The organism is Actinokineospora sp. PR83 (genome assembly GCF_021056305.1).
GTDB lineage: Bacteria > Actinomycetota > Actinomycetes > Mycobacteriales > Pseudonocardiaceae > Actinokineospora > Actinokineospora spheciospongiae.
On record NZ_JAJCXD010000095.1, the window covers coordinates 1 to 26,334 of the forward strand.

Sequence of the window (26,334 nt, forward strand, 5' to 3'; positions counted from 1 at the left end):
AGCCCGGCGGGACCGCGCCCGCCGTGCGGCCCGACGGCGCCGGGCACGCGCGACCAGCCGGGGCGGTTCAGCTCGGACGTGCGGTCGCCCTGCGGCGGCGTGGGCCGGGGGTTGGGCGCGGTGCGGTCCGCGTCGGGGCGCGGGACGAACCGGGTCGGCGGCTCGGGCCGCTGGTCCGGGGGGACCGGCCGGGTGAACCGGGTGGGCGGCTCGACGTCCGGGCGCCGCAGCTCGGCGGTGCCGCCACCGCCCGGCTCCTGCCCGTGGGACTCCGCCGGGTCGGGCAGGTCCGGGTGCTGGTCGTCTTCTCGGCCGGTGTCGTGCGGGTGGGCCGCCGTATAGCCACCCTCATCGGGCAGCTCACCCTCATGGGCATCCCGGTGCACGTCGTGGGGGTGGGCCTCCGCCACGTGGCCGCCGTCGTCGGGGAGCTCGCCCCGGTCGGCGTCGGGGCGCACGTCGAGCGGGTGAGCACCCACCTCGTGGCCGCCCTCATCGGACAGGTCGCCCCCGCCGGCATCCCGGTGCACGTCGTGCGGGTGGGCCTCCGCCACGTGGTCGCCGCCGTCGGGCGGGCCGGCGTCGTGGCGCACGTCGAGCGGGTGGTCGCTCGCCGCGTGGCCTGCCTCGTCGGGCAGTTCGCGCTGGTGCGCGTCGTGGTCGGGTTCGGCGGGGGTGTGCTCGGCTGCTCTCTGCTCGTCGTCGGCGGAGTAGGCGGCGTGCGGGTGGTCGGGTTCGCCTGCCCGGCGGCCGTCGTCGGGCGGGGGCGCGTCGGGGTCGTGGAGGTAGGCCTCGTGGTCGTCGAGCGCGTTGTCGTCGAGGTCGTCGACCAGGGCGTAGGCGTTCGCGATGTCGTCGGAGCCGACGCGGTGGACGGCGGGGGCGTCGTCGAGGTCCTCGACCGGGGTCGTCGTGTTCCAGTTGAACGAGAAGGACGGCGGGCGCGGCTCCTCGACGGCGGAACGGTCGTCGGTGCGGGGAGCGGCGGGGCGCTCGGGGTCGCCAGGCGCTCCGGCGGCGTCGGCCGGGGCGGCGGTCTGGTCGTCCGATCCGGGCTGGGCGTCAGGTGGGGACTGGGGGGTGGGCTCGGGGCGGTTTTCCGCCGGGGCTCGGAGGTCGGGGTGGGCGTCCTCGGGTGATGCGGGCTGCTCGGCGGCAGGCTCGTCGACCTCGGCGCGGTCTGGTTCGGCGGTCGGGGCGGTCGGGGCCGCCGACTCGTCGGCCGGGTCGGTGTCCTGCGGCTGCTCGGCTGCCTCGGGTCGCTCGGCGTCCCGGTCGTGCTCGGGTTCGTCGGTGGGCTCGGGGTGCTCAGCGGATCCGACGGGTGCGGCGGGCTCGGTGCGCTTTGCGGCGGCGGAGCCGCTCCCGCCCCGGTCGACGCGCTCTGCGGCGGTGGGATCGCCCTCGCCGCGCTCTGCCCCAGCGGGATCGCTCCCGCCCCGTCCACCTTCCACCGCGGCGGGACCACCCTCGCCGCGTTCAGCGCGCTCTCCCCCAGCGGGACCGCTCTCGCCCCGCTCGGCACGCTCCACCGCAACGGGACCGCCCTCGCCCCGCTCGGCACGCTCCACCGCAACGGGACCGCCCTCGCCCCGCTCAGTGCGCTCCACCGCAACGGGACCGCTCTCGCTCCGCTCAGTGCGCTCCGCTGCGGCGGGACCACCCTCGCCGTGTTCTGCTCCAGCGGGATCGCTCCCGCCCTGTTCGGTGCCCGCCACGGCAGAGCTGCCCTCGCCCTGGTCGGTGGGTGTTCCCGCGTCCCCGACCACAGCGGGCTGCTCGTCCCCACCCGACTGCCGGGAGGTGGCCGGGTGGGCGTCGCCCGCGTTCGGCTCGGTGGGGGCCTGCTCGGCGGCAGTGGGGTCCGCGGTCCCCGGCTTGCCGGACCCCGGTCGCTCCTCGGTGGGCGGCTCGGCCTCGGGCCACGCGGCCCCGGGGGGAGCGCTGTCCTGCTCGGGACCGGCCGCGTCGGGCCCGGTTCCGCCGGGGGCACCCCGGTCGGCCGCATCGGGTTCGGTCTGGCCGGGACCGGGGGTCTCCGGGCCTGCCGGAGCGCCCGCCTCCCCGGCGTCCTCTGCCTGCGCGGGGCGCTCGGCGAGCCCGGGCTCGGCGGCCTCGGCGGGCTCCGCGGCGGTCAGTTCGTCGTCGCCCGTGGTGGGCCAGGCGGTCGGCTGCGGGGGTTCGTCCGCAGGTTCACCCGACTGTGCGACGGCTGTCGGGGGTGTCGGAGCGGGTCCGGGGACGTGGGGCTCGTCACTTCCGGCGGCGTTCGGAGCGGGCCGGGTGGGCTCGTCCGGCACCGCGGGGGCGGTGTCGTCGTCCTGGGCGGGCCAGGCGGTGTCGTCGGCGCCGGGCCAGGCGGGGGTGTCGTCGGGCACCTCCGGAGGACGTTTCGGCAGGTCATCAGGTTGCCGCCGGTGCGCGTCGGACTGCTGCCCGACGGTGGGGTCCTGCTCGGGCACGCGTGGTCCTCCCCTGGTGTCCTGCGAACGTCACACCGCATCCGTCGGGATCGGTGCCTGCCGCCAGTCCGGTGTGGTCCACACTAGTGATGTAACAAACGCAGCCGAGACGAGCGAGGGACGGCGTGGAATTCGACGTCACGATCGAGATCCCCAAGGGGGTCCGCAACAAGTACGAGGTGGATCACGAGACGGGGCGGATCCGACTCGACCGCACCCTGTTCACCGCGACGCAGTACCCGGCGGACTACGGCTTCGTCGAGAACACCCTCGGCGAGGACGGTGACCCGCTGGACGCACTCGTGCTGGTCCAGGAGCCGACCTTCCCGGGGTGCCTGATCCGCTCCAGGGCGATCGGCATGTTCCGGATGACCGACGAGAAGGGCGGCGACGACAAGGTCCTCTGCGTCCCGGCCAACGACCCGCGCACCGAGCACCTGCGCGACATCCACCACCTGGCCGAGTACCACCGGCTGGAGATCCAGCACTTCTTCGAGGTCTACAAGGACCTGGAGCCGGGCAAGAGCGTCGAGGGCGCGAGCTGGGTCGGCCGGGCCGAGGCGGAGGCCGAGATCGAGCGCTCGTACAAGCGGCTCAAGGAGTCGGGCCTCACCCTGCACTGAGGACCGCGGCGACAGGGCCCCGCGCGTCGATGACCGGGGCCCTCCTGTTGACCCGCCGCTACTCGATCCGCCAGCGCAACCAGCCCGCGTCGACCTCCGGGCGGTAGCGGTCGGCGAGCGGGCCGATGTCCTCCTCCAGCAGGTCGGCCGTCTGCTCCAGCAGTTCGGACAACCCGGTGGGCCAGCGGCCCGGTCCGGGTCCCCCGTCGAGCTGCTCCTCCAGCGAGCCCGCTCCGCGCTGGTCGAGGTAGAGCAGGCCGCCCCCGCCGTCGACCGCGAACGGCACGAAGCGGCCGTCCCAACCGGGCTGACCGGGGCCTGAGCACATCCGCCTGGCGTGGCCCGCGATCTCCCCCACCGACATCGGCCGGTAGGCGAACGGCAGCACGAACCCGCCCACACCCGAGCCGTCGTGCCTGCGCAGGCTCGCGACCAGGTCGCCGGGCAGTTCCACCCCCACCTCCCGCTGCAGCGCGCTCAGCGCGGCGGCGGGTGCGGGGGCGTTCCAGCGGGCCGCGGTGCGCGGCGCGTGCACGGCCAGCCAGGTCTCGATGCGCGTCCACGCGGCGTCGACCCGGCGGGTGAGGATCCTCGTGGGTTCCGGCACGGTCGTGGACCCGCCGCCCAGTCGGCAGCCCGGGGCCGGGGTGATGACCGGGGTCGGGGCGGTGACCGGAGGGGGCGGTTGCGCGCCGAGGAACCACGCGGCGGTGATGACCAGCCCGCCGACCAGGAAGATCGACAGCACGACGCGCACGTTCCCCCCAGTGGTCCCGGGCGCAACTATCGCAGAGCCGCGCACAGCCGGAGCACAGCCCTGCCCCAGCCGGTTCCCGGTGTCCGCGCGCAGCCTGTGGTCGAGCACCCGAACCGGGAAGACACCCAGGCCACCGACGGCTCCGGCTGCACCGCCGCCCTCTGAACCGGGAAGAGCCCCGCACCTCGGGAGGTGCGGGGCTCTTGTGCGTGCCGGATCAGTGCATGGCCACCGGGACCGGTGCTTCGGCCTCCGCGTCGGCGGCGCGCTCGATGCCGGACTTCATCGACAGCGGCACCTCCTTGAGGAACCAGATCAGCGCGAACGCGACCAGGACGGTGAAGCCGCCGACCAGGAACACCGTGTCCAGCGAGCTGGCGAACCCGGTCAGGATCGGTCGGGCCAGCGCCGGGTCCAGCGTGGTGAGGAACTCGGTGTTGTTCAGGTCGACCCCGTTGGCGGCGGAGAAGCCGGGGTTCTGCGCGGCCGCGGCCAGGAACGCCGGGTCGGTGCGGGCCGAGGCGAACGCGTCGGCGATGCGGTCGCCGACGACGCTGAACAGGATGGACAGGAACACCGCCGTGCCGACGGTGCCGCCGATCGACCGGAAGAAGGTCGCCGACGAGGTGGCGACGCCCATGTCCTTGGCGGGCGCGTCGTTCTGGATGACCAGGACCAGCGTCTGCATGTTCAGGCCCAGCCCGGCACCGGCGCCGACCATGATCAGCATGATCGCCCACAGCGGGGTGTCCACGCCGATGGTGGCGAAGGCGAACATGGACGCGGTGAGCAGGCCGAGGCCGATGATCGGGAACTTCTTGTAGCGCCCGGTCTTGGTGATGATGGCGCCGGAGCCCATGGCGGCGACCAGGATGCCGAAGGTCATCGGCAGCGTCATCAGCCCGGAGGCGGTGGGCGTGGCGCCCTTGACGATCTGCAGGTACAGCGGCAGCGACATCATCATGCCGAACATGCCGACGCCCATGATGAAGTTGACGGCGTTGGTGAGGCTGAACATCGGGCGGCGGAACAGCCGCAGCGGCAGCAGGGCCGCGTCGCCCATCCGCTTCTCCACCGCGACGAACGCGGCCAGGCCCAGCACGCCGACGCCGTACATCAGGAACGCCCGGCCGGAGGCCCAGCCCCACTCCCGGCCCTGCTCGGCGATGATCAGCAGGGGCACCAGGCCGACGGTCAGGGTGACCGCGCCCCAGTAGTCCACCCGCTGCGGCACGCGCTTGTGCGGGACGTTCAGGTAGCGGGCGACCACGACCAGGGCGACCAGCGCGATCGGGATGTTGATCAGGAACACCCAGCGCCAGCCCTCGAACCCGCCGAAGCTGTTCAGCCCGGCGAAGAACCCGCCGACGACCGGACCGGCCACACTGGACAGTCCCCAGACGCCCATGAAGTAGCCCTGGTACTTGCTGCGCTCGCGCGGGGAGACCAGGTCGGCGATGATCGCCAGCGCCAGCGACATCAGGCCACCGGCGCCGAGGCCCTGCACCGCGCGGAACGCGGCCAGCTCGTACATCGAGTTCGCGATGCCGGAGAGCACCGAGCCCAGCAGGAAGACGCTGATCGCGGTGAGGTACATCGGCTTGCGGCCGTAGATGTCGGACAGCTTGCCGTAGAGCGGGGTGGAGATGGTGGCGGTGATCAGGTAGGCGGTGGTGGCCCAGGCCTGGATGGTCTGGCCGTGGAGCTGGTCGGCGATGGTCTTCATCGCCGAGGACATGATGGTCTGGTCGAGCGCGGCCAGCAGCATACCGAGCAGCAGTCCGGAAAGGACGGTCATGATCTGCCGGTGGCTCAGTTGCCCGGGAGCGGCATCCGAAACCGTGGTGGACATCAGGTTTCCCCTTCGGAACGCACCGGTGCGGCGCATTCGGTGATCAAGGTAGGCAGGTAGGTCTGGTGGTCGGCCAGGAACCGCTCGAACAGCTCGACGAACCGGTCGAGGTCGTCGGGGTCCCAGTGCGCGACCATGCGGGCGATGGACAGCGCGAAGCGGGCGCGCTGTTCCTCGAGCAGCCGCACCCCGCGGTCGGTGACGGCCAGCAGGCTGGCCCGCCCGTCCTCGGGATCGGCGCGGCGCTCGACGAGCCCGTCCTTGACCAGTGCCGCCACCTGGCGGCTGACCGTGGACGGGTCTGAGTGGACCGCCTCGGCGAGCGCCCGCGAACGGCTCGGACCGAGGTGGAGAAGGCTCTTCAGCAGGACGATGGCCGAGCGGTCGATCCCGGCCTTGCTCATCCGGGCGGCGAAGCTCGCCTGCTGCTTGCCGAAGCCGAACAACGCGTTGGCCAGCCGGGTGCCCCGCTCCACGTTCGGCGGAGCGGGTTCGGCGGCCACCACGTCCGGCTCCGGCGCGACCATGTGAACCCCCAGGTTGCTTGCAACACCCAATTAGTTGGTGGATACAAGCATGCACCGGGACGCCGCCGCGGGGCAACTCGGTTTCCTGTGACCCCGCTCGCAGCCCCGGCGCCGAGCGGCACCGGGGCGAAGCGGACTATTCGTGCAGGTCAGGCCCAACCGGGCATCGGGTACCCGGCCAGCAGCTCGCGCACCTCGGCGGCCACCGCGGCCACCGCGGCCTCGTCGTCCTCGGCCCCCGCGCGCACCGCCCGGTCCATCCACTCGGCCACCTGGGGCATCTGCTCGACGCCCAGGCCGCGGGTGGTGATGGCGGCGGTGCCCAGCCGGATGCCGGACGGGTCGAACGGCTTGCGCGGGTCGAACGGGACGGTGTTGTAGTTCAGCTCGATCCCGGCCGCGTCCAGCGCCTTCGCCGCGGGCTTGCCCGCCACCCCCTTGGCGGTGAGGTCGACCAGGATCAGGTGGTTGTCGGTGCCCCCGGAAACCAGGTCGAAACCGCGCTCGACCAGCGCCTCGGCCAGCGCCTTGGCGTTGGCGACGATGGCGTGGGCGTAGTCGCGGAACCCCGGCCGCGCCGCCTCGCCCAGGGCGACGGCGATCGCGGCGGTGGTGTGGTTGTGCGGCCCGCCCTGCAACCCGGGGAAGACGGCCTTGTCCAGCGGCTTGGCGAACTCCGCGTCGGACATCAGCATCGCCCCGCGCGGCCCGCGCAGGGTCTTGTGCGTGGTGGTGGAGATGATCCGCGCGTGCCCCACCGGCGAGGGGTGCGCACCCCCGGCGACCAGCCCGGCGATGTGGGCGATGTCGGCCACCAGGACCGCGTCGACCTCGCGGGCGATCTCGGCGAACCCGGCGAAGTCGATCGTGCGCGGGATGGCCGTGCCACCGCAGAAGATCAGTTTGGGCCGCTCGCGCAGCGCCACCTCGCGCACCTCGTCGAGGTCGACCCGCCCGGTGTCGCGGCGCACGCCGTAGCGGACCGCGTTGAACCACCTGCCGGTCGCCGAGACCGACCAGCCGTGGGTGAGGTGCCCGCCCGCGGGCAGCGCCATGCCCATCACGGTGTCGCCCGGCTCGGCCAGCGCGAGGTAGATGGCGAGGTTGGCGGGCGAACCGGAGTAGGGCTGCACGTTGGCGTGGTCGACGCCGAACAGGGCCTTCGCCCGGTCGACCGCCAGCGTCTCGATCGGGTCGACGAACTGCTGGCCCTCGTAGTAGCGCTTGCCCGCGTACCCCTCGGAGTACTTGTTGGTCAGGACGGTGCCGGTCGCCTCCAGCACCGCCCGGGAGACGTAGTTCTCGGAGGCGATGAGCCGGATCTTCTCGAACTGGCGCCGGGCCTCGCCCTGCACCAGGGCGGCCACGTCGGGGTCGGCTGCGGTGAGGGCGGGAACGTCTGGCTGGTGCACGGGCGGGCCTTTCTGCGCGCGGCGGGTCGTCGCGCGGAACACCCAGGCGTTCGGTGCCGTCCTCCGCCCAGGACCGCTCCCCGGTGGTCGATTCCACCCGCTGCACGCCAGTCACGGCCCTGGGTTCCCACGGTAGCAGGTGGCGCAGCTATGTTACCGGCGAGTAATGTCTGAGGGCATGAGCACCGAGTACGCGTGGGTCGCCGACGCGATGAAGAAGTCCGTCCCCTGGGTCAGCACCGCGGGCGTCGAGTTCACCGAGGTCGCCGCCGACCGCGTCGTCTGCACCCTCCCCGACGTCGAGTCGCAGCGCAACCACGTCGGCGGACCGCACGCCGCGGTCATGTTCGGCCTCGCCGAGACGGCCTCCGGCGCGGTCGGCCTGGCCGCCTTCAACCAGGTCATGTCCCGGGCGACGCCGCTGGTGGTGAAGTCGGAGATCCAGTACAAGAAGCTGGCCCTCGGCGCCCTCACCGCCGAGGCCGTGCTGACCCGCCCGGCCGCCGAGGTCGTCGCGGAACTGGAGGCGGGCACCCGCCCCGAGTTCACCGTCGCCTGCACCATCACCAACGCCGAGGGCGTCACCACGGCGCTGATGGACGTCGTCTGGACGTTGAAGCCGAACAGGCAGTAGGCGCTACGACGGCGAGCTGGGGCGTGGCAGGCGCAGGGCCACGTCCAGCTCGGCGTGCGCCTCGGGGTGCTCGGCCCACCAGCGCGCGTAGGTCGGGTTGCGGTCCACGATCGACCGGTAGGCGTGCGCCACGCAGGAGAACACCTCCTGCCGCCGCGCGCCCAGCGGGCCGTCCAACCGGATCACCAGCACCACCGGCAGCGTGAGCACCGACCCGCTCAGCGGCCGGATCACGAACCCCGGCCCGCCCAGCGACGCGGGCTGCGCCAGGCACACCGCGCCCGACGCGGCCAGCGCCATCGCCGTGCGGCCCTCGGTGACGTGGTGGGTGATCCGCGGGGTGAACCCGACCGCCTCGCACGCGGCCCGGAAGCGCAGCCGCATGCAGTCCTGGTCCGGGGGCGGCACCACCCAGTCCAGGCCTGCCAGGTCGGCGAGGTCGACCTCGTCGCGCGAGGCCAGCGGGCTGTCCGAGCTGAGGGCGACGAACTGCGGCTCCTCGACGATCGTGCGCACCTCGACGTCGCGCAGCGCGCGGTTGTCCATGCCCTCGAACCGCTCGAACACCGCCAGGTCCGCCTGCTTCGACGAGATCAGGTCCAGCAGCGCGGGCCCCGAGGAGTCGATCTCCGTGCGCAGTTGCGAGCAGCGGACCCACGCGCGCAGCTCCGCGATCAGCGCGCTGGCGAACAGCATCGGCGTGGCGGCCACCACCAGCGGCGCCTCGGCCGGGTCCGACCGGTGCGACCGCGCCGAGGCCAGCAGCACCGCCATGTCCTCCAGCACCACCCGCGCCGAGCGGACGACGCCGCGGCCCAGCTCGGTCGGCACCGAGCCGTGCGCGGAGCGGACGAACAGCTCGCCGTCGAGCAGCCGCTCGATGGAGCGGAGCTGCGCGGTCAGCGCGGGTTGGGTGACGCCGAGGCGGATGGCCGCCTTCGACACGCTGCCCTCCTCGGCGATGGCGCAGATCGCCCGCAGGTGCCGCAGCTCCAGTTCCGCCACAACTCCCGTTGATACCCCCGAGCGCGGCCCGGCGCCAGGGGCACCGCGGACCTCACACGGGTTCGGCGCCCTCGGCGTGCCTGCGGGCCAGGTCGCGGTAGATGTCGGCGTTGTGGTCGACGAACAGCTTCGGCACCCCGTCCAGCGGGACCATCCGCTTGGCGGGAACCCCCATGGCGACCACCTCGGGCGGCACGTGGGTGCCCGGCCCGACCATCGCCCCCGCCGCGACCAGGGTCCGCTCGCCGATGACCGCGCCGTCCTGCACGGTGGCGCCGTTGCCGATCAGGGCCTGCTCGCCGATGGTGCAGTCGTGCACCACGCACAGGTGGCCGATGGTGGCGTTGCGGCCCACCTCGCAGCCGCCCGCGTTGGTGTGGATCACGGAGTTGTCCTGCACGTTGACCCCCTCGCGCAGCACCACCGGCCCGAGGTCGGCGCGGATGACCGCGCCGTACCAGACCGAGGCGCCCGCCTCGACGGTCACGTCCCCGACCAGCGTCGCGGTGGGGGCGATCCACGCGGTCGGGTGCACGCGCGGGCTCTTGCCTTCGAACGAGAACATCGGCATGGGGGTCACAGTAATGTCGGCGGGGTGAAGCTCGACTCGGGTGGTTACGCCGACACCGTCTCCCAGGCCGCGGACGCGGTGGTCGCCGCCGAGCGGGCGGGCTACGACGGGGCCTGGGTGGCCGAGACGCGGCTCGACCCGTTCGTCGCGCTGGCCGTGGCGGCCGAGCGCACCGAGCGGGTCGAGCTGGTCAGCGGCATCGCGGTGGCCTTCGCGCGCAACCCGATGACGGTGGCGGTCGCGGCGAACGACCTGCACCTGCACTCCGGCGGCCGGTTCGTGCTGGGGCTGGGTTCGCAGGTCAAACCGCACATCACCAAGCGGTTCGGCATGCCGTGGTCGGCCCCGGCGGCGCGGATGCGCGAGTTCGTGCTGGCCGTCCGCGCCATCTGGGCGGCCTTCGAGTCCGGCGACCGGCTCTCGTTCACCGGCGAGTTCTACCGGCACACGCTGCTGACGCCGTTCTTCAACCCCGGCCCGAACCCGCACGGCAACCCCCGGGTGCTGCTGGCCGCCGTCGGCGAGCGGATGACCGAGGTGGCGGGTGAGGTCGCCGACGGGGTGCTCTGCCACAGCTTCTCCACCGAGCGGTACCTGCGCGAGGTGACCCTGCCCGCGCTGGAGCGCGGCCGGGCCAGGGCGGGCAAGCCCCTGGCGGGCTTCGAGATCAGCGGACCGTCGTTCGTGGCCACCGGCACCACCGAAGAGGAACTGGCCACCGCCGTCGCCGAGGTGCGCGGGCAGATCGCGTTCTACGGCTCCACCCCCGCCTACCGGGGCGTGCTGGAGCTGCACGGCTGGGGCGGGTTGCAGGACGACCTCAACGCGCTGGCCAAGCGCGGCCGGTGGGCCGAGATGGCGGGCCTCGTCGACGACGAGGTGCTGCACGCCTTCGCCGTGGTCGGCTCCCCGGCCGAGGCGGCGGCGGAGGTCCGGCGCCGCTTCGGCGACGTCGTGGACCGGTTCACCCTGACCACGTCCGGGCCGCCGGACCCGGCCCGCTGGAGCGCGGTCTGCGCCGCCCTACGCGAAGCGGACCAGCGCGGCACCGACTAGGACGAAGAACACCAGCACCACCAGCGTCCCGGAGCTGCCGCCGGTCGAGCTGGTGACGATCTGGTCGACCGCGCCGGTGAGCACGACACCGCACTCGGCGGTGATGGTGTGCCTGCCCGGTTCGACCCTGGTGAACTCGACCCCGGCGGTGAAGCCGCCTGCGGCGTCGGCCGTGGTGGAGCCGACGCGCTGACCGCCCGAGGTGAGCACGACCGGGGCACCCGGGGTGCAGCCCTCGCCCTCGGCGGAGAGGTCGTCACCGGGTTGCACGCTCTCCCGGTCGAGGCGCAGGTCCCCCTCGGGGGCGTCGGCGGTGGTGATCGGCGGGAGCGTGGTCGAAGTCGGCGGCGCCGTGGTCGTGGTGGTGATCGGCACAGTGGTGGTGGTCACCGGCGCGGTTGTCGTGGTGGTGGTGCGCGGCGGGGTCGTGGTGACCGGCGGAGTCGTGACCCGCGGTGGGGTGGTCGGGGTGACGACGGGCGGCGGGGTCGTGGTGACCGGCGGCGTGGTCGGTGCGGTGGTGGCGGGCTTGGTGACGGTGAAGCGGGTCACCGACGTGTACCTGTCGCAGGTGAGGGTGATCGAGTAGGTGCTCGGCGCGGCCGAGGCGGGGGCCACGACACCGACCTGGAGGTCCGGGTACGGCGTGGGTGGGATCGTGGTCAGCGCGGTGCTGAACGTGACGGTCTTGCAGAGGGCGCCCGCGTTGGAACCCCAGTGGACGGTGAAGGCGGTGCCCGCCGGGCCGGAGGTGGGGCTGACCGAGGAGGAGAAGGTCGGTTGCTGCGCCCGCTCGGCGGGCTGGGCCTGAGCCGGGCCGCCCGACAAGCCGACGAGCATCACGGCGACGCCCGCCGCGACGATTCCCACAGTGCGCACGACCACTTCCCTCGCTCGGTGGAACGCCCCGGCGACGACCTGCGTCGCTGTAGCATTCCGCGTCAATCGGGCCCGCCTGAACCGGAGTCATCCCATGGGACGTTTTATCGGCACGGCGGTTGCCCTCGTGACGGTGCTGGCCTTCGCCGCCTCCCCGGCCGCCGCCCAGGGGTCGGATGATCCGCTCCGGGTGGTGGTCACTGTGGATGGTGAGGACATCACCGGGCGCACCGTCACCTTCGACCCGGCGAAGCCCGTCGAGGTCTCGCTGACCGTGCTCAACCCCGGCGCCGCCGAGCAGGAGGTCCGCCTGGTGCGGATCACCGGCGTGGCGCTCGCCCTGACGTTCTTCTCCTACGACACCACCGTCCCGTTCGAGGTGCCCCCGCGCGGTCAGGTCACCCGCACCTTCCCGCTGGACGTGCGCGACCTCGACGGCCAGGCGATCGGGCTGCTGCCGACGACGGTGGCGCTGCTCAGCGAGGACCGGGTGGAGCTGGCGAGCGCGGACACGGTGGTCGACGTGCGCGGGTCGTTCTGGTCGGTCTACGGCGTCTTCGGCGTCGCACTGCTCGTGCTGACGGCCCTGGCCTGGACCGGCGCGCTGCTGGCGCTGGCCCGGCACCGCCTGTCCACCAACAGGTTCCGGCGCGCGCTGCGGTTCCTGCCCGCCGGGATCGGCACCGGGCTGGTGGCCGTGGTGACGCTGTCGGTGCTGCGGCTGGTGCCGCCGGAACCGGAGGTGGAGATCCCGATCGTGCTCGGCGCCGCGCTGATCGGCCTGCTGCTCGGCTTCCTCACCCCGCACCCCGCGCCCGCCGACCCCCCGGACCCGACCGGCGACGGCCCGACGGTCGCGCTGACCCGGGAGTGGACCCGATGAGCGCCCCGGCCGGGTTGGCGGCGGCGCTGCCGCAGTACCAGGTGGGGCCGGTGATCGGCTCCGGCGGCATGGGCGTGGTGTTCTCCGGGGTGCACCGCTCCCTGGGCAGGCAGGTGGCGATCAAGCAGCTACCCGCGGCGGTGGCGGGCGACCCCGACGTGAACGCCCGGTTCGACCGGGAGGCGCGGGTGCTGGCGGGCCTGGACCACCCGCACATCGTCCCGGTCTACGACTACGTCCGGACCGGCACCGACAACCTGCTGGTGATGGAGAAGCTGGACGGCGGCACGGTCCACGACGCCTTCCGCGGGCGCGGGCTGACCGGTGAGCAGTCGTGCGCGATCGCGCTGGCGGCACTGGCCGGGCTGCACGCCGCGCACACCGCCGGGGTGCTGCACCTGGACGTGAAGCCGAAGAACCTGCTGTTCACCTCGGCCGGGGTGGTGAAGGTGGCCGACTTCGGCATCGCCCAGGTCGTCAGCGAGGGCGCCACCCTGATGACGCACGCGGGCGAGGTGCTGGGCACCCCCGCCTACATCGCCCCGGAACAGGCCATGGGCAACGCCCTGTCCCCCGCGGCCGACCTCTACGCCACCGGCACGGTCCTCTACGAACTCCTCTGCGGCGACCTGCCGTTCGACCGCACCCGGGGCGCGGTGAGCATGATGCGCCAGCGGGTGTTCACCGACCCGCGGCCGCTGCCGCGCGTGCCCGCCCCCCTGTCCACAGTGGTCATGCGCAGCCTGGCCAGGGACCCGGGCCACCGCTACCGCGACGCCGAGGCGTTCGCCGTCGACCTCGGCGCGGCGGCAACCGCCGTGTTCGGCCGCGGCTGGCTGGAGCGGGCGGGCACCCCGGTGCACCTGGGTCCTCGCGTCCTGGGCTCGATCGCCGACCAACCCGGCCCGGACAACCCGGCAGTGCTCACCCGACCGGTCCGCGGCACCGCCGCCCCTGAACCCACCAGGGCGATCCGGCCCGCCGACCTGCGCCCGGCCGCCGAGGTCCTGGGCCGCCCCGCCCGGTCCCCCCTGATCCCCGGCCTGGTCGCCGCCGTGGCCCTGCTGGTGATGCTCGCCCTGCCGTTCCTGGCCCCCGAGACCCTGCCCCACCCCGGCACCGCCAACACCCTGGCGATCGACGGCAAACCCGCGGTGACCCCGGTCTCCCTGGACCTGAGCAAGCCGTTCACCGTCACCGGCTCCGCGGGCGCCCCGGCCACCCTCCGGTTCACCCTCAGCGCCGCCGGGGTCGACCTGGACACGGTCCAGGTGCCGATCACCCCGAACCCGGACGGCACCTTCACCGCCACCGTCGAACCCCGCCCGCTCACCCGCTGGCTCGTCGGCGGCGCCGCCACCGGCTCCCTGGACACCGGCGCGGGCGAACCCCAGCGGTTCGCGGTCCGACCGCCGCAGACCCCGATCGCCAGCGCGATGGGCGGCGGCAGCCTGCTGCTGGCGTTGTTCGCCCTGGCCTACCTCGAATCGGTCATGCGCACCCTCCGCCGCGGCCACCGCCGCCCGGCCGCCCCGGCCGCCGCGCTCCCGCTCGGCGCCGTGCTGGGCCTGGGCGTGTGGCTGTTCGCCTCCACCCTGGGCGCGCGCGAACCGTCCGCGGGGTACGCCATCGGGGCCGCGGTCGCGGGCGCCCTCGGCGCGGCCGCCCTGGTCCTGGCCACGGCGTGGTCGGCCCGCCGCCGGGCCGCCTGAGACGCGAGGCGGTTGCGCGGGCTGCCGTCGGTGGCGCCCGAGGCCCCGTCGTCGAGCACCCACCGCTCGGGGGTACGGGTGTCACCCCCGCGAACCGAGCCACGAGGCGCCCGGTTCGCGAGGGGTGACACCGAGGACGGCCTGCTATAGGAACAACCCCCATGGACCCCCTCGGCCCCGCCTCCCTCACCTGGCGCCTCATGGCCGACGCCCGCACGGCGCTGTGCGGCGGCCGGGCGCTGCTCATGCAGGTGGCCCACCCGGCCGTCGGCGCGGCGGTCGCCGACCACTCCACCTTCCGGCACGACCCGTGGCCCCGCCTGTGGGGCACGGTGAACTCGGCCTTGCGCCTCACCTACGGCGGCCCGAGGGCCCACACCGAGTCCACCCGCCTGCGCACCCTCCACCGCGACATCCGCGGCGTCGACGCCGCGGGCACCCGCTACCACGCCCTGGACCCCGACGCCTACTTCTGGGTCCACGCCACCCTCCTGGACTCCGCCCTCGCCGCCTGGCGCCACTTCGCCGTCCCCCTCACCGAAGCCGAAGAGGCCCAGGTCTACCGCGAATGGCGCCACCTCGGCCGCATCCTCGGCATCCCCGACCACGCCATGCCCCGCGACCACGAGGGGTTCCGTGCCCACGTCGAGGAGAAGACCGCCACCCTGACCCCCAACAAGTCCACGGAGGACGTCCTGCACTCACTCACCGGTGCGGTACCACCACCCGCCGAGTGGTTCCCCGAACCGTTGTGGCGCCGCCTGTCCACCCGCCTCGGCGCCCACCTGACCCGGCTCACCCTGGGCACCCTCCCACCACCCCTGCGCGCCCGCTTGGCCGTGGAATGGTCCACAGAGGACTCACTACGCTTCGCCCGCCAGTCCGACCGCATCCGCCGCACCATGTCGGCCCTGCCCACCTGGGCCCGCCAGTACCCCGCCGCCACCTCCGCCTACGCGGGCGGGACGCAGAACCGCCGGTGATACGCCAGGAACTCCTCCCCCACGACGTGCTCCGGGTGCCGGGTCAGCACACCGATCTCCGCACCGCCCACCTCGCGCACCGACCCGTCCCGGTCGACGTACACCGCGAACCCGTCGAAGCGCTTGTGGCAGTTGGGGCACAGGCACAGCATGTTCTCCACCACGTCCGGGCCGTCGTGCGGCGCACCGAGCCCGCGGATGTGCGCGGCCTCGCTGTAACCGCGGCCCACCAGCGCCACCCGGGTTCCGCAGAACTGGCAGGTGTCGCCGTACAGCCGGGTGATCCACTGCCGCTTCGCGGGGTCGCGGACGACCCGATCCCCGGTCACCGGCCGCCGCGGCGCCCCGGCCGCGGAGTCGTACCCGTCGAGCCCCACCCGCTCCAGCAGGGCCTGCTCGTCGACCGCGCCGAGATACTTCGCGCGCACCACCGCCAGCGCCCGCACCCGGGTGACCGGGTCGAGCAGGGCCCGGAACGCCTCCTCGGTGAACCCCGCGGACGGGTTGAGCCGGTCGAGCTCCCCGCGCGGGGGAGTGGCGTCGGCCGCGTACCCGGGCACCTCCCACAGCCCGTCCCGGGCCAGGCGGCTGAACGGGTACTCGGGGGTGACCGCCGAGGTGCCCGCGCCGAACTCGGCCAGCAGCGCGCCGACCTCCACCTTGAACCGCTCCCAGGGGTGCAGCCGCTCGCCCGCGGCCACCCGGCCCATCGCCCACAGCACGGACAGGGGCTTGTGGAGCGTCGGCACACCGTCCCGCCACTTCACGTGCACCTTGAGTGCGCCCAACCTCGTCACCACGTCGATCACGATGTCGAGGATGCCACCCGTTGAGGTGAACGCAACGCCATATCCCGAGGTGGGAACGACAGAGGGGTTGTCCCGGGTGAACCGGGACAACCCCTCTGACCTGCGAGCCGCCTAAGGGAGTCGAACCCTTGACCTATTCATTACGAGTGAATCGCTCTAGCCGACTGAGCTAAGGCGGCGTGCTCGTGACCCACTATACCGTCACCCCACCGCGTCACCAGCAGGGGTATCCGTCGTTTACTGGGTGTGCGCCCGGCGACCCGGGAGCGACAGCGGAACCCGCTCGTAGGAGGAACGGCACCATGCGTCGACATCTGCCCGCGGTCCTGGCCCTGCCGGTGGCCGCGTCGGTGCTCGCTCTGGCCGCGGGGCCCGCCGCGGCCCAGGTGGAGACGACGCCGGTGCCCGCGCCCGGCAACCCCGGCGCCCCGCCCGCGTCCGCGCCCGCCTCCCCGCAGCCCCTCGGGCACGCGGTGGGCGACGCCGGGACCGGGCTGGCGGTGATCCGGGTGCTGCCGAACTCGACCCCGACCAAGTCGATCCTGCCGGGTGCCGCGGAGAAGCTGCCGAAGCAGGCCGCGGTGGAACTGGGCTTCGGGCTGGCCAGCGCCCAGGCGAACTCGGAGGCGTACCTGGCCTACGAGAAGTCCATCGCGCAGGCATCCCCCGGCGGCATCGCCGTGCAGGGGTCGAGCCCGCAGGCCCCCGGCTCACTGGCGCAGACGGCGCCGCCGAACAACGAGGCCCCGCTCACCGGTGGCATCAACCCGCCGTCCACCCCGCTGGACACCCTGGTGAAGGTCGGCGCGCTCAACGGCTCGGTCTCCGCCAACTGGAGCGACGCGCTCGGCCCGTGCGTCGACACGATCTCCGACGCCTCCACCAGCATCGCGAGCATCTCCGCCCTGAACGCCATCCCGACCCTGCCCGGCGTCAAGGACCTGACCGGCGCGTTCGACGCCCCGAACCTCGATGAGGCCACGGACAACGCCGTCGTCGAGCAGCTCAAGAACCTGGCGGGTCCGCTGAGCACCCTGGGCGGCATCCTCGGCGGCCAGGGCAGCACCGGCGGCGGCTCGGTCCTGAGCCTCCCGAACACCCTCTCCGCCCGTTCCGCGGTCAAGCTGGTCGACATCCCCGGCTCCCCCAACAAGGCCGTCCAGTCGACCTCGACCCTCCAGGTGGCGGCGCTGAAGCTGCTGTCGGGCACGCCGTTCGAGATCTCGATCAACGTGGTCAGCCAGCCCACCCTCCAGGTCACCTCGACCGGCGACGCGGCGACCTCGACGGTCCAGTACACCGCCCCGGTGCTGGAGGTCACCCAGGGCGGCAAGAGCCTGGGCAAGCTCGACGCGGCCAACCCCAAGCTCGACATCCCCATCAGCCTGCCGCTGCCCGGCGCCGCCGACCTCCCCGGCCTCGCCGACCTCGGCAAGCTGCCGATCATCGGCAACCTGCTGGGCGACGGCTCACCGCTGCAGGACGCGCTGTCGAAGGGCCTGCAGAAGCTCGACCTCGGCGTCCTCCGCCTGGCGGTCGCGGGCCTGAACCAGACCGGCGAGGCGGCCACCCAGCCGTTCAAGGGCTACCAGCTCGGCGCCACCGCCCGCATGGTCGACCTCCAGGTCCTGCCCACGGAGGCGCTGGGCCTGCCCAACCTGCCGTCGGCCCTGGCCCAGGTCTCCCTCGGCGAACAGGTCGCCAGGGCCTACGCCCCCGAGGGCGGCGTCGTCTGCGGCACCGCGTCGGCCCCGCAGGCCCCGCCCGCCCCCACCCCGCAGGGCTCGGCGACCCCGCCGCTGGCCTACACGAACGCCGCCTACCACTCGGTCCCGCTGTTCTGGACCGGCACAGCCATGCTGCTGCTCGGTGTCGTCCTCGTCGCCGCCCTCCCCACCCGCCGCCGGAAGACGACCGACTAGCGACCCGGGCCGGGGCGCGTTCGGGGCGCCCCGGCCCGACCTCCCCGCACGCGGCACCCCCCGACCGCAACCCGGTCACCCCACCTGTGGACACATCCCCGAGTTGTCCACAGCCAAGATCCACACCACCCCAAACCCGCATCCCCGCAGGTAGAATGGCCCCAAGGGCCGCGAATCCCCTCGGGAGGGTGGGGGTTGTGGATGGTTACGCGCGCGCGAGGACAAGCAGCGGCTGAGCTTGTTTCGGCCAGGGTGAGCAGTGGGGCTGTTGAGCAGTGGGGCTGCGAGCGGCGCGGTGTGGACGGGTGGTGTGTCAACCGGCTCGGGCAGTTCCGGGATCTCGCCAACCGCTGCGCGGGGCGATCCGCCTGCCACCAGGTTGAGCCCACCTCGCCGCGATGAGCCTCGCGGGGCGCGCCCCAGCCGCAGCGGCTCCGCGGTGTCGCTGGTTCCCCGCGAAGCCGCCCCCATCCCCGATCGGCGACCCGAACCGCCCAGCCGACCGAAGCCTGCCGCTCCGCACGTCCACACGTCCACACGTCCACACGTCCACACGTCCACACGGACCAGGGTCAGCCGAAGTGCATCGCCGAGACCATGGCCTCGATGGCGATGCGCGGCTTCACGTTCTGCTCCAGCGCCTCCCGGCACGCGAGCACCGCTTCGAGCCTGCGCAGCGTCGACTCCGGCGTCCAGGAACCGGCGGCCTGGGCGGAGCCCTCGGCGTGGTCCGGGTGGTTGAGCGCGACCGAGGCGCCCGCGTGGATGACCAGGACGTCCCGGTAGAAGCCCGCCAGGTCGACCAGGGCGAGGTCGAGGGCGTCGCGCTGGGTTCGGGTGGCGCGGGACTTCTGGCGCTTCTCCAGTTCCTTGATGGCGCCCGCGCTGCCGCGGGTGGCCGAGGCCGCTCCCTTGCCGGTGCCGCCGTGGCCGAGGGCGGTCTTGAGCGCGTCCTTCTCGGCCTCGTCGCGGGTGCCGCTGACCTCGCTGGCGTCGGTTTCGGCGGCTTTGACCAGGTCGTCGGCGCAGTCGAAGACGTCGGTGAGCCTGCGCAGGCGCAGGGGGATGCGCAGCACCTTGGCCCGCCGGTCCCTGGCCGCCGGGTCGGTGGCGAGGCGGCGGGCGCGGCCGACGTGACCGCCGGACACCGAGGCCGCCCACGCCGCGGTGTCGGCGTCCACCCCGTCGCGCAGTCGGAGCACCTCGGCGATGGCGGGGGCGGCGGGGGTGCGCAGGGCGATGGCCCGGCAGCGCGAGCGGATGGTGACGGACACGTCGTCGGGGTGGTCCGACGGCGCGCACAGCAGGAAGACGGTCCGCGCCGGGGGTTCCTCGACCGCTTTGAGCAGGGCATTGGCCGCGCCCTCGGTCAGCCGGTCGGCGTCGGTGATGATCACGACCTGCCAGCGCCCGCCGGTGGGCCGCCGGGCCGAGGTCTGCACCAGGGCGCGCATCTCGGCCACCGAGATCGACAGCCCCTCCGGCACGACTATCCGCACGTCGGCGTGGGTGCCGGACATGCTGGTGTGGCAGCCCTGGCACTCCCCGCACCCCGGTTCCCCCGGGGTGGTGCACTGCAGCGCCGCCGCGAACGCCCGTGCCGCCACCGACCGGCCCGACCCGGGCGGCCCGGTGAACAGCCAGGCGTGCGTCATGCCCGCCGCCGTCCCGGTGCCCTCGACCAACTCGCGGGCGGCCACCGCGGCGGCCCCGAGGACCCGCACCGCGTCCGGCTGCCCGACGACCTGGGACCAGACGCCCATCAGCCTGTCACCTCACGAATCCAGTGGGTCATGCCGCCTCGACCGGCGTCAACCCGCGTCGACCGGTGTTTTGACCGGCTCGTCCTCGGCGAAGCCGGGCACGTTCCTGGTCACCAGGGCCACGTAGACCGCGGCGGCGACCCTGGCGGCGACCTCGTCGGCCGGGCCGTCGCCGTCGACCACGACGTACCGGTCGGGGTCCGCGGCGGCCATGTCGGTGAGCACGCCCCGGACGTGCCAGTGGTGCTCGACGCTACCGGGCCGCGGCGGCAGCGTGGCCGGGTCGCGGTCGAGCAGGATCGTGATGTCCGGCCGCAGCCGCGAGGTGGCCCAGTCGGCCAGCCCCTCCAGCTCGGCGGAGTCGAGGTCGGCCGCGGCGGACAGGTGCGCCAGCGGGCTGTCGACGAAGCGCTCCATGACCACCAGCGCGCCGCGGTCCAGGGCGGGTCGGATCTCCCGTTCCACCAGGTCGGCGCGCACGGCGGCGGCCACCAGCGCGTGCGCGCGGGCACTGGAGAGCTGCGCCCCGGACAGCACCGCGCGCAGCTTCGCGTCGTCGAGCACCGGGTCGGTGGCGAGCAGGACCTCCTTGCGGCCCGGCGCGCGCAGCCAGTCGGCGAGCCGGTGCGCCTGGGTGGAGGTGTCGAAGTGCGTGTTGCCCTCGACGGCGATCAGCAGCCCGGTGCTGCGCCTCGGCTTGCCGCGCACCGCCGACAGCAGGTCGGACAGGATGCTCTCCGAGCGCCGGTCGTCCATCTGCCGGTAGGCGATCACACCGACCAGCGCGGCGATGATCCCCGCGCCGAGCAGCACCGGCCGGGTGCCGTCGACCACCATCTCCCGACCGAACACAGTGATCGTGTGCGGCTGGACCAGGCCGACCAGCAGCGGCGTCACCGCCATCGAACTCGCCAGGATGATCTTCATCATCGACTGGTAGATGGCGTTGATGCGGCCGCGGATGGCGTCCTCGACCTCGGTGCCGATGATCGTCACCCCGGTCAGGAAGGCCGCGCCCGCGCACGCGCCGAGCAGCACCACGAACGGCAGCGTCACCACCGGGTGCGGTGAGATCGCCAGCAGCACCTGCGCCAGCCCGGCGACCACGATCGCGATGCCGAACATCCGGTTGCGCGGCAGCCTGCGGGCCAGCTTCGGCGACCCGGTCATGCCCAGCACCAGGCCCACGAACAGCGCGACGAACAGCAGGCCGAACGTCGACTCACCACCGCCGAGGCTGGCACCGTAGAGCTGCGCGGAGCCCACCAGGGCACCGGCCGCGGCGAACGCGCCGACCATGCCGATGAGCAGCCCGCGCACCAGCGGTGTGGTCCGCACGAACCGCCCGGCGTCGCGGACCATGGCCAGGAAGCCGGACTTGACCTCGGGGGCGGTCTCCTCCGCGGCCCGCTCGACCGGCTTGGCCACCACCCGGCGCGACAGCTCGGGGATGCGGGTGGCGATGAGCAGGGCGCTGGTCAGGTAGAACAGCGCGGTGAGGATCAGGATGACCTTGACGATGCCGAGGCCGGTGCTGTCGAAGCGCAGGTTGAGGTTGGTGCTGACGCCGTTGATCAGCGCGTAGAGGCCCGCGCCGCTGATCACCGAGATGCCGTAGGTCATCACCAGCCCGAGCTGGTTGGCCGTCTCCACCTGGTCCGGCCTGCGCAGCAGGTTGGGCACCGCCGCGTCCTTCGACGGGATCCACAGCAGCGCGCAGCAGCCGACCAGGAAGTTGCCGATGAACAGCCACAGCGGCGAGCCGACGAGGGCGATCGACAGCAGCAGCCCGAACCGGCCGACGTCGGCGAACGCCATCACCTTGCGCCGGTCGAACCGGTCGGCGAACAGCCCGCCGAGCGGGGCGAACAGCAGCCCGGGCAGCAACTGGGTGAGCACGACACCGGCGAAGGCGAAGCTCTGCGCCTTGTAGCCCTGGGTGAACTGGCTGGCCAGCCCGCTCAGCGCCAGCAGCGCCAGCCAGTCGCCCATGCTGCACAGGTAGGTGACGCCCCAGAGCCTGCGGAAGGGGCGGATGGACAGCACGCTGCGCGCCCGGTACGCCATCGAGCCTTCGCCGCCGACCGAGGGCTTGCTCTCCCCGGTGTCCCCGTCGCCGCTGATGCCAGCCACCCTCTTTCCACGCCGTAGACGCGCCCAGGGTAGCCGGGGTGCGCCGGGTCCCGGGTCATCCCGGAGGTGGACGTGGCGTCCACCCCCGGGGTGCCGCGGTCTGTCAGCCCTTGGACTTGGCCGGGGCCTTCTTGGCGGCGGGCTTCTTCGCGGCGGTCGTCGTGCGGCGGGCGGGGGTGCGCTTGGGGGCGGGGCCCTTGGCGCGCTTCTCCGCGAGCAGCTCGCTGGCCCGCTCGTCGGTGAGGGTCTCGACGTTGTCGGCCTTGCGCAGCGAGGCGTTGGTCTCGCCGTCGGTGACGTACGGGCCGAACCGGCCGTCCTTGACCACCATCGGCTTCTTCGAGACCGGGTCCTCGCCCATCTCGCGCAGCGGCGGGGCCGACGCGGCGGCCTGCCTGCCGCGCTTCTTGGGCTCGGCGTAGATCTTGAGCGCCTCGTCCAGGGTCACCGAGAAGATCTGGTCCTCGCCGGTCAGCGACCGGGAGTCGGTGCCCTTCTTGAGGTAGGGCCCGTACCGGCCGTTCTGCGCGGTGATCTCCTCGCCGCTGGTGGGGTCGGTGCCCACCACCCGCGGCAGGGAGAGCAGCTTGAGCGCGTCGTCGAGGGTGACGGTGTCCAGCGACATCGACTTGAACAGCGAGCCGGTGCGCGGCTTGGGCTTCGCCGGGGCCTTGGCGCGGGTCTTCTTGGCGCCCTCGACCGGGGCCGGGGGTTCCTCCGGCTCGGGCAGGACCTCGGTGACGTAGGGGCCGAACCGGCCCTCCTTGGCCACGATCTCGTGCCCGGTGACCGGGTCGGTGCCCAGGCTGCGCCCCTCCATCGGGGTGGCGAACAGCTTCTCGGCCAGTTCCAGGTCCAGCTCGTCCGGCGGCAGGTCCTCGGGCAGGTTCGCCCGCTGCGGCTGGGCCTCGCCCTCGACCTCGCGCTCCAGGTACGGCCCGTAGCGGCCGACCCGGACCACGATCGGGCGGTCCTCGGCGTCGGAGAACACCGGGATCGAGTTCACGACCTTGGCGTCGATGTTGTCCACACCGGAGCCGACGAGCTGCTTGAGCCCGCCGGAGCGGCCCACCGAGCCCTCCGGGCCGACGGTGCCGCCGAAGTAGAACCCGGACAGCCAGTCGGTGCGCTGCTGGGTGCCCGCGGCGATGCCGTCGAGCTCCTCCTCCATGGCGGCGGTGAAGTCGTAGTCGACCAGCCGCTCGAAGTGCTGTTCGAGCAGGCCCACCACGGAGAACGCGATCCACGACGGGACCAGGGCGGAGCCCTTCTTCCACACGTAGCCGCGGTCCTGGATGGTGTTGATGATCGAGGCGTAGGTCGACGGGCGGCCGATGCCCAGCTCCTCCAGCGCCTTGACCAGGCTGGGCTCGGAGTAGCGCGGCGGCGGGCTGGTGCTGTGCCCGTCTGCGGACAGGTCGGTCGCGGTGACCGCGTGGCCCTTGGTCAGCAGCGGCAGCCTGCGCTCGGAGTCGTCGGCCTCGCCGCCCTCCTCGGAGTCGACCGCCTCGACGTAGGCGCGTAGGAAGCCGGGGAAGGTGATGGTGCGCCCCGAGGAGGAGAACACGCACTCCTCGCCGCTGGAGGCGTTGCCGGTGATGCGCACGGTCATGGTGGTGCCGCGCACGTCGGCCATCTGGGAGGCGATGGTGCGCTGCCAGATCAGCTCGTAGAGGCGGAACTCGTCGGTCTCCAGCTCACCGGCCACCTGGCCGGGGGTGCGGAACACCTCACCGGCGGGGCGGATGGCCTCGTGCGCCTCCTGGGCGTTCTTGACCTTCCGGGTGTACTGCCGGGGGGTCGGGTGCACGAACTGGGCGCCGTAGAGGTCGGTGGCCTGCGAGCGGGCCGCGTCGATCGCTGTCTCCGACAGCGTGGTGCTGTCGGTTCGCATGTAGGTGATGTAGCCGTTCTCGTACAGCCGCTGGGCGGTGCGCATGGTCCGGTCCGAGCCGAAGCGCAGCTTGCGGCCCGCCTCCTGCTGCAGCGTGGAGGTCATGAACGGCGCGTACGGCTTGCGGGTGTAGGGCTTCTCCTCGACGCTGGAGACGGTGAGGTGCGCACCGGCCAGGGCCTGGGTGAGCCGCTGGGCCTCGGGTTCGGCGAGCAGCAGCACCTCGGCGCCCGGCTTGAGCTTGCCGTCCTGGCCGAAGTCGCGGCCGGTGGCCAGCCGCACGCCGTCCACGGAGAGCAGCCGGGAGCCGAAGGTGGGCGGCTCGGCCTCCTTGCCCGCGTCCATGGTCGCGGCGATGTCCCAGTAGTTGGCCGCCACGAACGCCATCCGCTCGCGCTCGCGCTGCACCACGATCCGGGTGGCCACCGACTGCACGCGGCCCGCCGACAGCCGCGGCATGACCTTCTTCCACAGCACCGGGCTGACCTCGTAGCCGTAGAGGCGGTCGAGGATGCGCCGGGTCTCCTGGGCGTCGACCAGGTCGCGGTCGAGGTCGCGGGTGTTCTGCGCGGCGGCGAGGATCGCGGGCTCGGTGATCTCGTGGAAGACCATCCGGCGCACCGGCACCTTGGGCTTGAGCGCCTCCAGCAGGTGCCAGGCGATGGCCTCGCCCTCGCGGTCGCCGTCCGTCGCCAGGTACAGCTCGTCGACGTCCTTGAGCAGGCTCTTGAGCTCGGTCACCGTGGACTTCTTGTCCGGGGTGACGATGTAGATCGGCTCGAAGCCGTGGTCGACGTTGACGCCGAGGTTGGACCAGCTCTCGCCCTTGTACTTCTCCGGCACCTCCGCGGCCTTGCGCGGCAGGTCGCGGATGTGGCCCCGGGAGGACTCGACGACGAAGTTGCGGCCGAGGTAGGAGGCGATCTTGCGGGCCTTGGCGGGTGATTCGACGATCACCAGCCGCCGCAGTTCGGCACCGCCGGTACCTGCGCTTTTCTTCGTCGCTGCCACGCTGTCCCGCTTCCTGTGAACCCCGTACCAAGCCTGCGTCAGCCAGTCAGTGTGCACGCTGATGAGGAAAAGCCCTATTCCAGGTTGCCCAGCGCTGGAGATCGGCCGACCGAGTATGACCCCCTTTCCACCAGTAGCACGCTCAGGACACGGCGCGCATCCGGGAAACGGCGGGCCACTGGTCGGCGCACCCCGGTCCGGCGGGCGGGCCGACCAGTTCCAGCAGCCGGGCCAGCCTGCGCCTGCCGACCACGCGCAGGCCCGGGACCTCGCCCTTCGCGGTCGGCGCGGTCGCCGGGAGGCCGCAGCGCAGCAGCGCCTCGGCCAGCGGGGCGTGGGTGTGCGGGGCGGCCGGGTCGAGGGGCAGCAGGTAGCCCCCTTCGGTCCAGCGCCCGGCCGCGAGCACCCACATGCGCAGCGCGGCGCCGTCGGGGAGGAAGCAGTCTGGGACGGCCTTGCCGCCGGCCGGGTCGGTCCAGGCGCTCGCCAGGGGGGCCAGGTCGCGGCGGAAGGCGGTGCTCAACCGCGGGCCGCCGGACTCCTCGCAGGTGCGGACCTCGGCTGCCACCCCGCGCTCGGCACAGGCTTTGACCAGGGCGTTCGCCCGCCACTGGTCGTCGACGGGGAGGAGGAGCCGGGCGGTGGCGCGGGCGAAGACGGCCGTGCGCCCCGGCCCGCATAGCAGCCCCGCGAGGTCGCCGACGCCGGGGTGGCTGACCTCCGCGGAGAAGATCGACATCTGCTGCGCCACGACAGGCAGAATAGAACAAGGGTTCGACTGGCGGAAGTGAGCGGAATCGGTTCAGCGACGCAGCGCGGGCACGTCGGCACACTGCGGTGCCTGCTGCGCCCATCGGGTGAACTCCGAATCGGGTTCGACCCGGAGCGGTTCCGGCGGCCCCGCCGACGTGATCAGCGGCACCACCTCGGCCAGCGCGGTCAGCGCGGCACCCGGGCCCGGATCACCCCGCAGGGTGATCAACGCCGCGTCGAGGGGAGCGCGCGCGGCGTCGTAGGCGGCTGCCGCGCCTGCGGCCACGGCATCGCCGCCGGTCACGGGTGAGGAGCGCAGCCCGGTCGCGGTGTCCACCGCCTCGGTCAGGCCCCGGGTGACGGACGTGAGGTAGGTCTCCACGGCGTCGCGCACCGCGGCCGGGTCTGCGGGGTCGGCGACCGGGGGCGGGGTGGCCAGCACGGCGGACGCCGAGGTCACCGCGGCGCACAGCTCACCCGACCAGGCGATCTTGGCCGCCGGGTCGTCGCCGGTCGTCCCGGTGCACCCGGCCGCGGCGGCGAGGACCAGCCCCACCGCGACGGCTCGGGCGCCCACGACGCCAGCGCGGCGGACGCCCGCTCCAGGTCGACGTGACATTGAGCACTCCTCAGCCGGGGGCGCCGGAAATCGACCCGATGCTCGCACGCGCGCACCGGGAACGCGGACCGGGG

The 26,334-nt window shown here is 73.3% G+C and carries 20 protein-coding genes, 1 tRNA gene, 1 pseudogene and 1 riboswitch; of the genes and pseudogenes, 7 read left to right on the top strand and 15 right to left on the bottom strand.

Going from position 1 to position 26,334, the window contains the following annotated elements; genetic code table 11:
- Positions 1-2,462: pseudogene (locus L6E12_RS29105) on the bottom strand (hypothetical protein); the annotation flags it as partial.
- Between the two features lie 125 nt (positions 2,463-2,587).
- On the opposite strand from L6E12_RS29105, the gene L6E12_RS29110 reads away from it, so the two are divergent.
- Entirely contained in the window at positions 2,588-3,085 is a 498-nt protein-coding gene (locus tag L6E12_RS29110) for an inorganic diphosphatase (RefSeq protein ID WP_035287313.1), read from the top strand.
- A gap of 58 nt (positions 3,086-3,143) precedes the next feature.
- Here L6E12_RS29110 and L6E12_RS34580 read toward each other — a convergent pair whose 3' ends face one another.
- The 4 genes from L6E12_RS34580 to glyA all read right to left on the bottom strand — a co-directional run bounded on the left by L6E12_RS34580 (position 3,144) and on the right by glyA (position 7,633).
- Positions 3,144-3,842 carry an SMI1/KNR4 family protein gene (locus L6E12_RS34580; protein WP_236231128.1) on the bottom strand — a complete coding sequence of 233 codons (699 nt, stop codon included), beginning with the start codon at positions 3,840-3,842 and terminating at the stop codon, positions 3,144-3,146.
- Positions 3,843-4,059: 217 nt separating this feature from the next.
- On the bottom strand, positions 4,060-5,694 hold the full coding sequence (locus L6E12_RS29120) for an MDR family MFS transporter (protein WP_236231129.1): 1,635 nt from the start codon (positions 5,692-5,694) through the stop codon (positions 4,060-4,062).
- Entirely contained in the window at positions 5,694-6,221 is a 528-nt protein-coding gene (locus L6E12_RS29125; RefSeq protein ID WP_236231130.1) for a MarR family winged helix-turn-helix transcriptional regulator, read from the bottom strand. The genes L6E12_RS29120 and L6E12_RS29125 overlap by 1 nt, the downstream gene beginning before the upstream one ends.
- A 149-nt stretch (positions 6,222-6,370) precedes the next feature.
- Positions 6,371-7,633 (bottom strand): serine hydroxymethyltransferase, encoded by a 1,263-nt coding sequence (gene glyA / locus L6E12_RS29130; RefSeq protein ID WP_236231131.1) that lies wholly within the window; start codon positions 7,631-7,633, stop codon positions 6,371-6,373.
- A gap of 33 nt (positions 7,634-7,666) precedes the next feature.
- A riboswitch (ZMP/ZTP riboswitch) is annotated at positions 7,667-7,758 on the bottom strand.
- Positions 7,759-7,811: 53 nt separating this feature from the next.
- Here glyA and L6E12_RS29135 point away from each other — a divergent pair.
- Positions 7,812-8,267: a DUF4442 domain-containing protein gene (locus tag L6E12_RS29135; protein WP_236231132.1), complete on the top strand. Its 456-nt coding sequence runs from the start codon at positions 7,812-7,814 to the stop codon at positions 8,265-8,267.
- Positions 8,268-8,270: 3 nt separating this feature from the next.
- On the opposite strand, the gene L6E12_RS29140 is transcribed toward L6E12_RS29135, so the two are convergent.
- Together L6E12_RS29140 and L6E12_RS29145 are read right to left on the bottom strand one after the other, a co-directional pair.
- Positions 8,271-9,272: a LysR family transcriptional regulator gene (locus tag L6E12_RS29140; protein ID WP_236231133.1), complete on the bottom strand. Its 1,002-nt coding sequence runs from the start codon at positions 9,270-9,272 to the stop codon at positions 8,271-8,273.
- Between the two features lie 52 nt (positions 9,273-9,324).
- Positions 9,325-9,843 (bottom strand): gamma carbonic anhydrase family protein, encoded by a 519-nt coding sequence (locus L6E12_RS29145; protein WP_236231134.1) that lies wholly within the window; start codon positions 9,841-9,843, stop codon positions 9,325-9,327.
- A 24-nt stretch (positions 9,844-9,867) separates the two neighbouring features.
- Here L6E12_RS29145 and L6E12_RS29150 point away from each other — a divergent pair, with 24 nt between their 5' ends.
- On the top strand, positions 9,868-10,899 hold the full coding sequence (locus L6E12_RS29150; protein WP_236231135.1) for an LLM class F420-dependent oxidoreductase: 1,032 nt from the start codon (positions 9,868-9,870) through the stop codon (positions 10,897-10,899).
- On the opposite strand, the gene L6E12_RS29155 is transcribed toward L6E12_RS29150, so the two are convergent.
- Positions 10,867-11,778, bottom strand: a complete 912-nt coding sequence (locus L6E12_RS29155; RefSeq protein WP_236231136.1) for a hypothetical protein — start codon at positions 11,776-11,778, stop codon at positions 10,867-10,869. The two genes, L6E12_RS29150 and L6E12_RS29155, sit on opposite strands and share 33 nt — an antisense overlap.
- Positions 11,779-11,872: 94 nt before the next feature.
- Here L6E12_RS29155 and L6E12_RS29160 point away from each other — a divergent pair, with 94 nt between their 5' ends.
- From L6E12_RS29160 to L6E12_RS29170, 3 genes are all read left to right on the top strand, one after another.
- The gene (locus L6E12_RS29160) at positions 11,873-12,661 is read left to right on the top strand and encodes a hypothetical protein (RefSeq protein ID WP_374201962.1); all 789 of its coding nucleotides are present in this window, start codon (positions 11,873-11,875) and stop codon (positions 12,659-12,661) included.
- Positions 12,658-14,373, top strand: a complete 1,716-nt coding sequence (locus L6E12_RS29165; RefSeq protein WP_236231137.1) for a serine/threonine-protein kinase — start codon at positions 12,658-12,660, stop codon at positions 14,371-14,373. The genes L6E12_RS29160 and L6E12_RS29165 overlap by 4 nt, the downstream gene beginning before the upstream one ends.
- A 161-nt stretch (positions 14,374-14,534) precedes the next feature.
- Complete coding sequence (locus L6E12_RS29170; RefSeq protein WP_304523926.1) at positions 14,535-15,356, top strand: oxygenase MpaB family protein; 822 nt, start codon at positions 14,535-14,537, stop codon at positions 15,354-15,356.
- Here the strand turns inward: L6E12_RS29170 and L6E12_RS29180 are convergent.
- Entirely contained in the window at positions 15,326-16,165 is an 840-nt protein-coding gene (locus L6E12_RS29180; protein WP_308075342.1) for an HNH endonuclease, read from the bottom strand. The genes L6E12_RS29170 and L6E12_RS29180 overlap by 31 nt on opposite strands.
- 105 nt (positions 16,166-16,270) lie before the next feature.
- Positions 16,271-16,344: transfer RNA gene (locus tag L6E12_RS29185), tRNA-Thr, on the bottom strand.
- A gap of 123 nt (positions 16,345-16,467) precedes the next feature.
- Between L6E12_RS29185 and L6E12_RS29190 the strand changes: the two genes are divergently transcribed.
- Positions 16,468-18,087, top strand: coding sequence for a hypothetical protein (locus tag L6E12_RS29190; RefSeq protein WP_236231138.1), 1,620 nt, complete (start codon positions 16,468-16,470; stop codon positions 18,085-18,087).
- A gap of 572 nt (positions 18,088-18,659) precedes the next feature.
- On the opposite strand, the gene L6E12_RS29195 is transcribed toward L6E12_RS29190, so the two are convergent.
- The 5 genes from L6E12_RS29195 to L6E12_RS29215 form a co-directional block, all read right to left on the bottom strand.
- Complete coding sequence (locus L6E12_RS29195; RefSeq protein ID WP_236231139.1) at positions 18,660-19,850, bottom strand: DNA polymerase III subunit delta'; 1,191 nt, start codon at positions 19,848-19,850, stop codon at positions 18,660-18,662.
- Between the two features lie 48 nt (positions 19,851-19,898).
- Positions 19,899-21,917: a dTMP kinase gene (locus L6E12_RS29200; protein WP_236231145.1), complete on the bottom strand. Its 2,019-nt coding sequence runs from the start codon at positions 21,915-21,917 to the stop codon at positions 19,899-19,901.
- Positions 21,918-22,086: 169 nt separating this feature from the next.
- On the bottom strand, positions 22,087-24,888 hold the full coding sequence (topA, locus tag L6E12_RS29205) for a type I DNA topoisomerase (protein ID WP_236231140.1): 2,802 nt from the start codon (positions 24,886-24,888) through the stop codon (positions 22,087-22,089).
- Positions 24,889-25,030: 142 nt separating this feature from the next.
- Positions 25,031-25,639 (bottom strand): hypothetical protein, encoded by a 609-nt coding sequence (locus tag L6E12_RS29210; RefSeq protein ID WP_236231141.1) that lies wholly within the window; start codon positions 25,637-25,639, stop codon positions 25,031-25,033.
- Between the two features lie 51 nt (positions 25,640-25,690).
- Positions 25,691-26,260 (bottom strand): hypothetical protein, encoded by a 570-nt coding sequence (locus L6E12_RS29215; RefSeq protein ID WP_236231142.1) that lies wholly within the window; start codon positions 26,258-26,260, stop codon positions 25,691-25,693.
- Positions 26,261-26,334 lie beyond the last annotated feature (74 nt).

Coding starts and splice junctions, on each gene's coding strand:
- L6E12_RS29120 (WP_236231129.1), bottom strand. CDS start 5,694: ATGTCCACCACGGTTTCGGATGCCGCTCCCGGGCAACTGAGCCACCGG.
- L6E12_RS29125 (WP_236231130.1), bottom strand. CDS start 6,221: ATGGTCGCGCCGGAGCCGGACGTGGTGGCCGCCGAACCCGCTCCGCCG.
- L6E12_RS29135 (WP_236231132.1), top strand. CDS start 7,812: ATGAGCACCGAGTACGCGTGGGTCGCCGACGCGATGAAGAAGTCCGTC.
- L6E12_RS29145 (WP_236231134.1), bottom strand. CDS start 9,843: ATGCCGATGTTCTCGTTCGAAGGCAAGAGCCCGCGCGTGCACCCGACC.
- L6E12_RS29160 (WP_374201962.1), top strand. CDS start 11,873: ATGGGACGTTTTATCGGCACGGCGGTTGCCCTCGTGACGGTGCTGGCC.
- L6E12_RS29165 (WP_236231137.1), top strand. CDS start 12,658: ATGAGCGCCCCGGCCGGGTTGGCGGCGGCGCTGCCGCAGTACCAGGTG.
- L6E12_RS29170 (WP_304523926.1), top strand. CDS start 14,535: ATGGACCCCCTCGGCCCCGCCTCCCTCACCTGGCGCCTCATGGCCGAC.
- L6E12_RS29190 (WP_236231138.1), top strand. CDS start 16,468: ATGCGTCGACATCTGCCCGCGGTCCTGGCCCTGCCGGTGGCCGCGTCG.
- L6E12_RS29195 (WP_236231139.1), bottom strand. CDS start 19,850: ATGGGCGTCTGGTCCCAGGTCGTCGGGCAGCCGGACGCGGTGCGGGTC.
- L6E12_RS29200 (WP_236231145.1), bottom strand. CDS start 21,917: ATGGCGTACCGGGCGCGCAGCGTGCTGTCCATCCGCCCCTTCCGCAGG.
- L6E12_RS29215 (WP_236231142.1), bottom strand. CDS start 26,260: ATGTCACGTCGACCTGGAGCGGGCGTCCGCCGCGCTGGCGTCGTGGGC.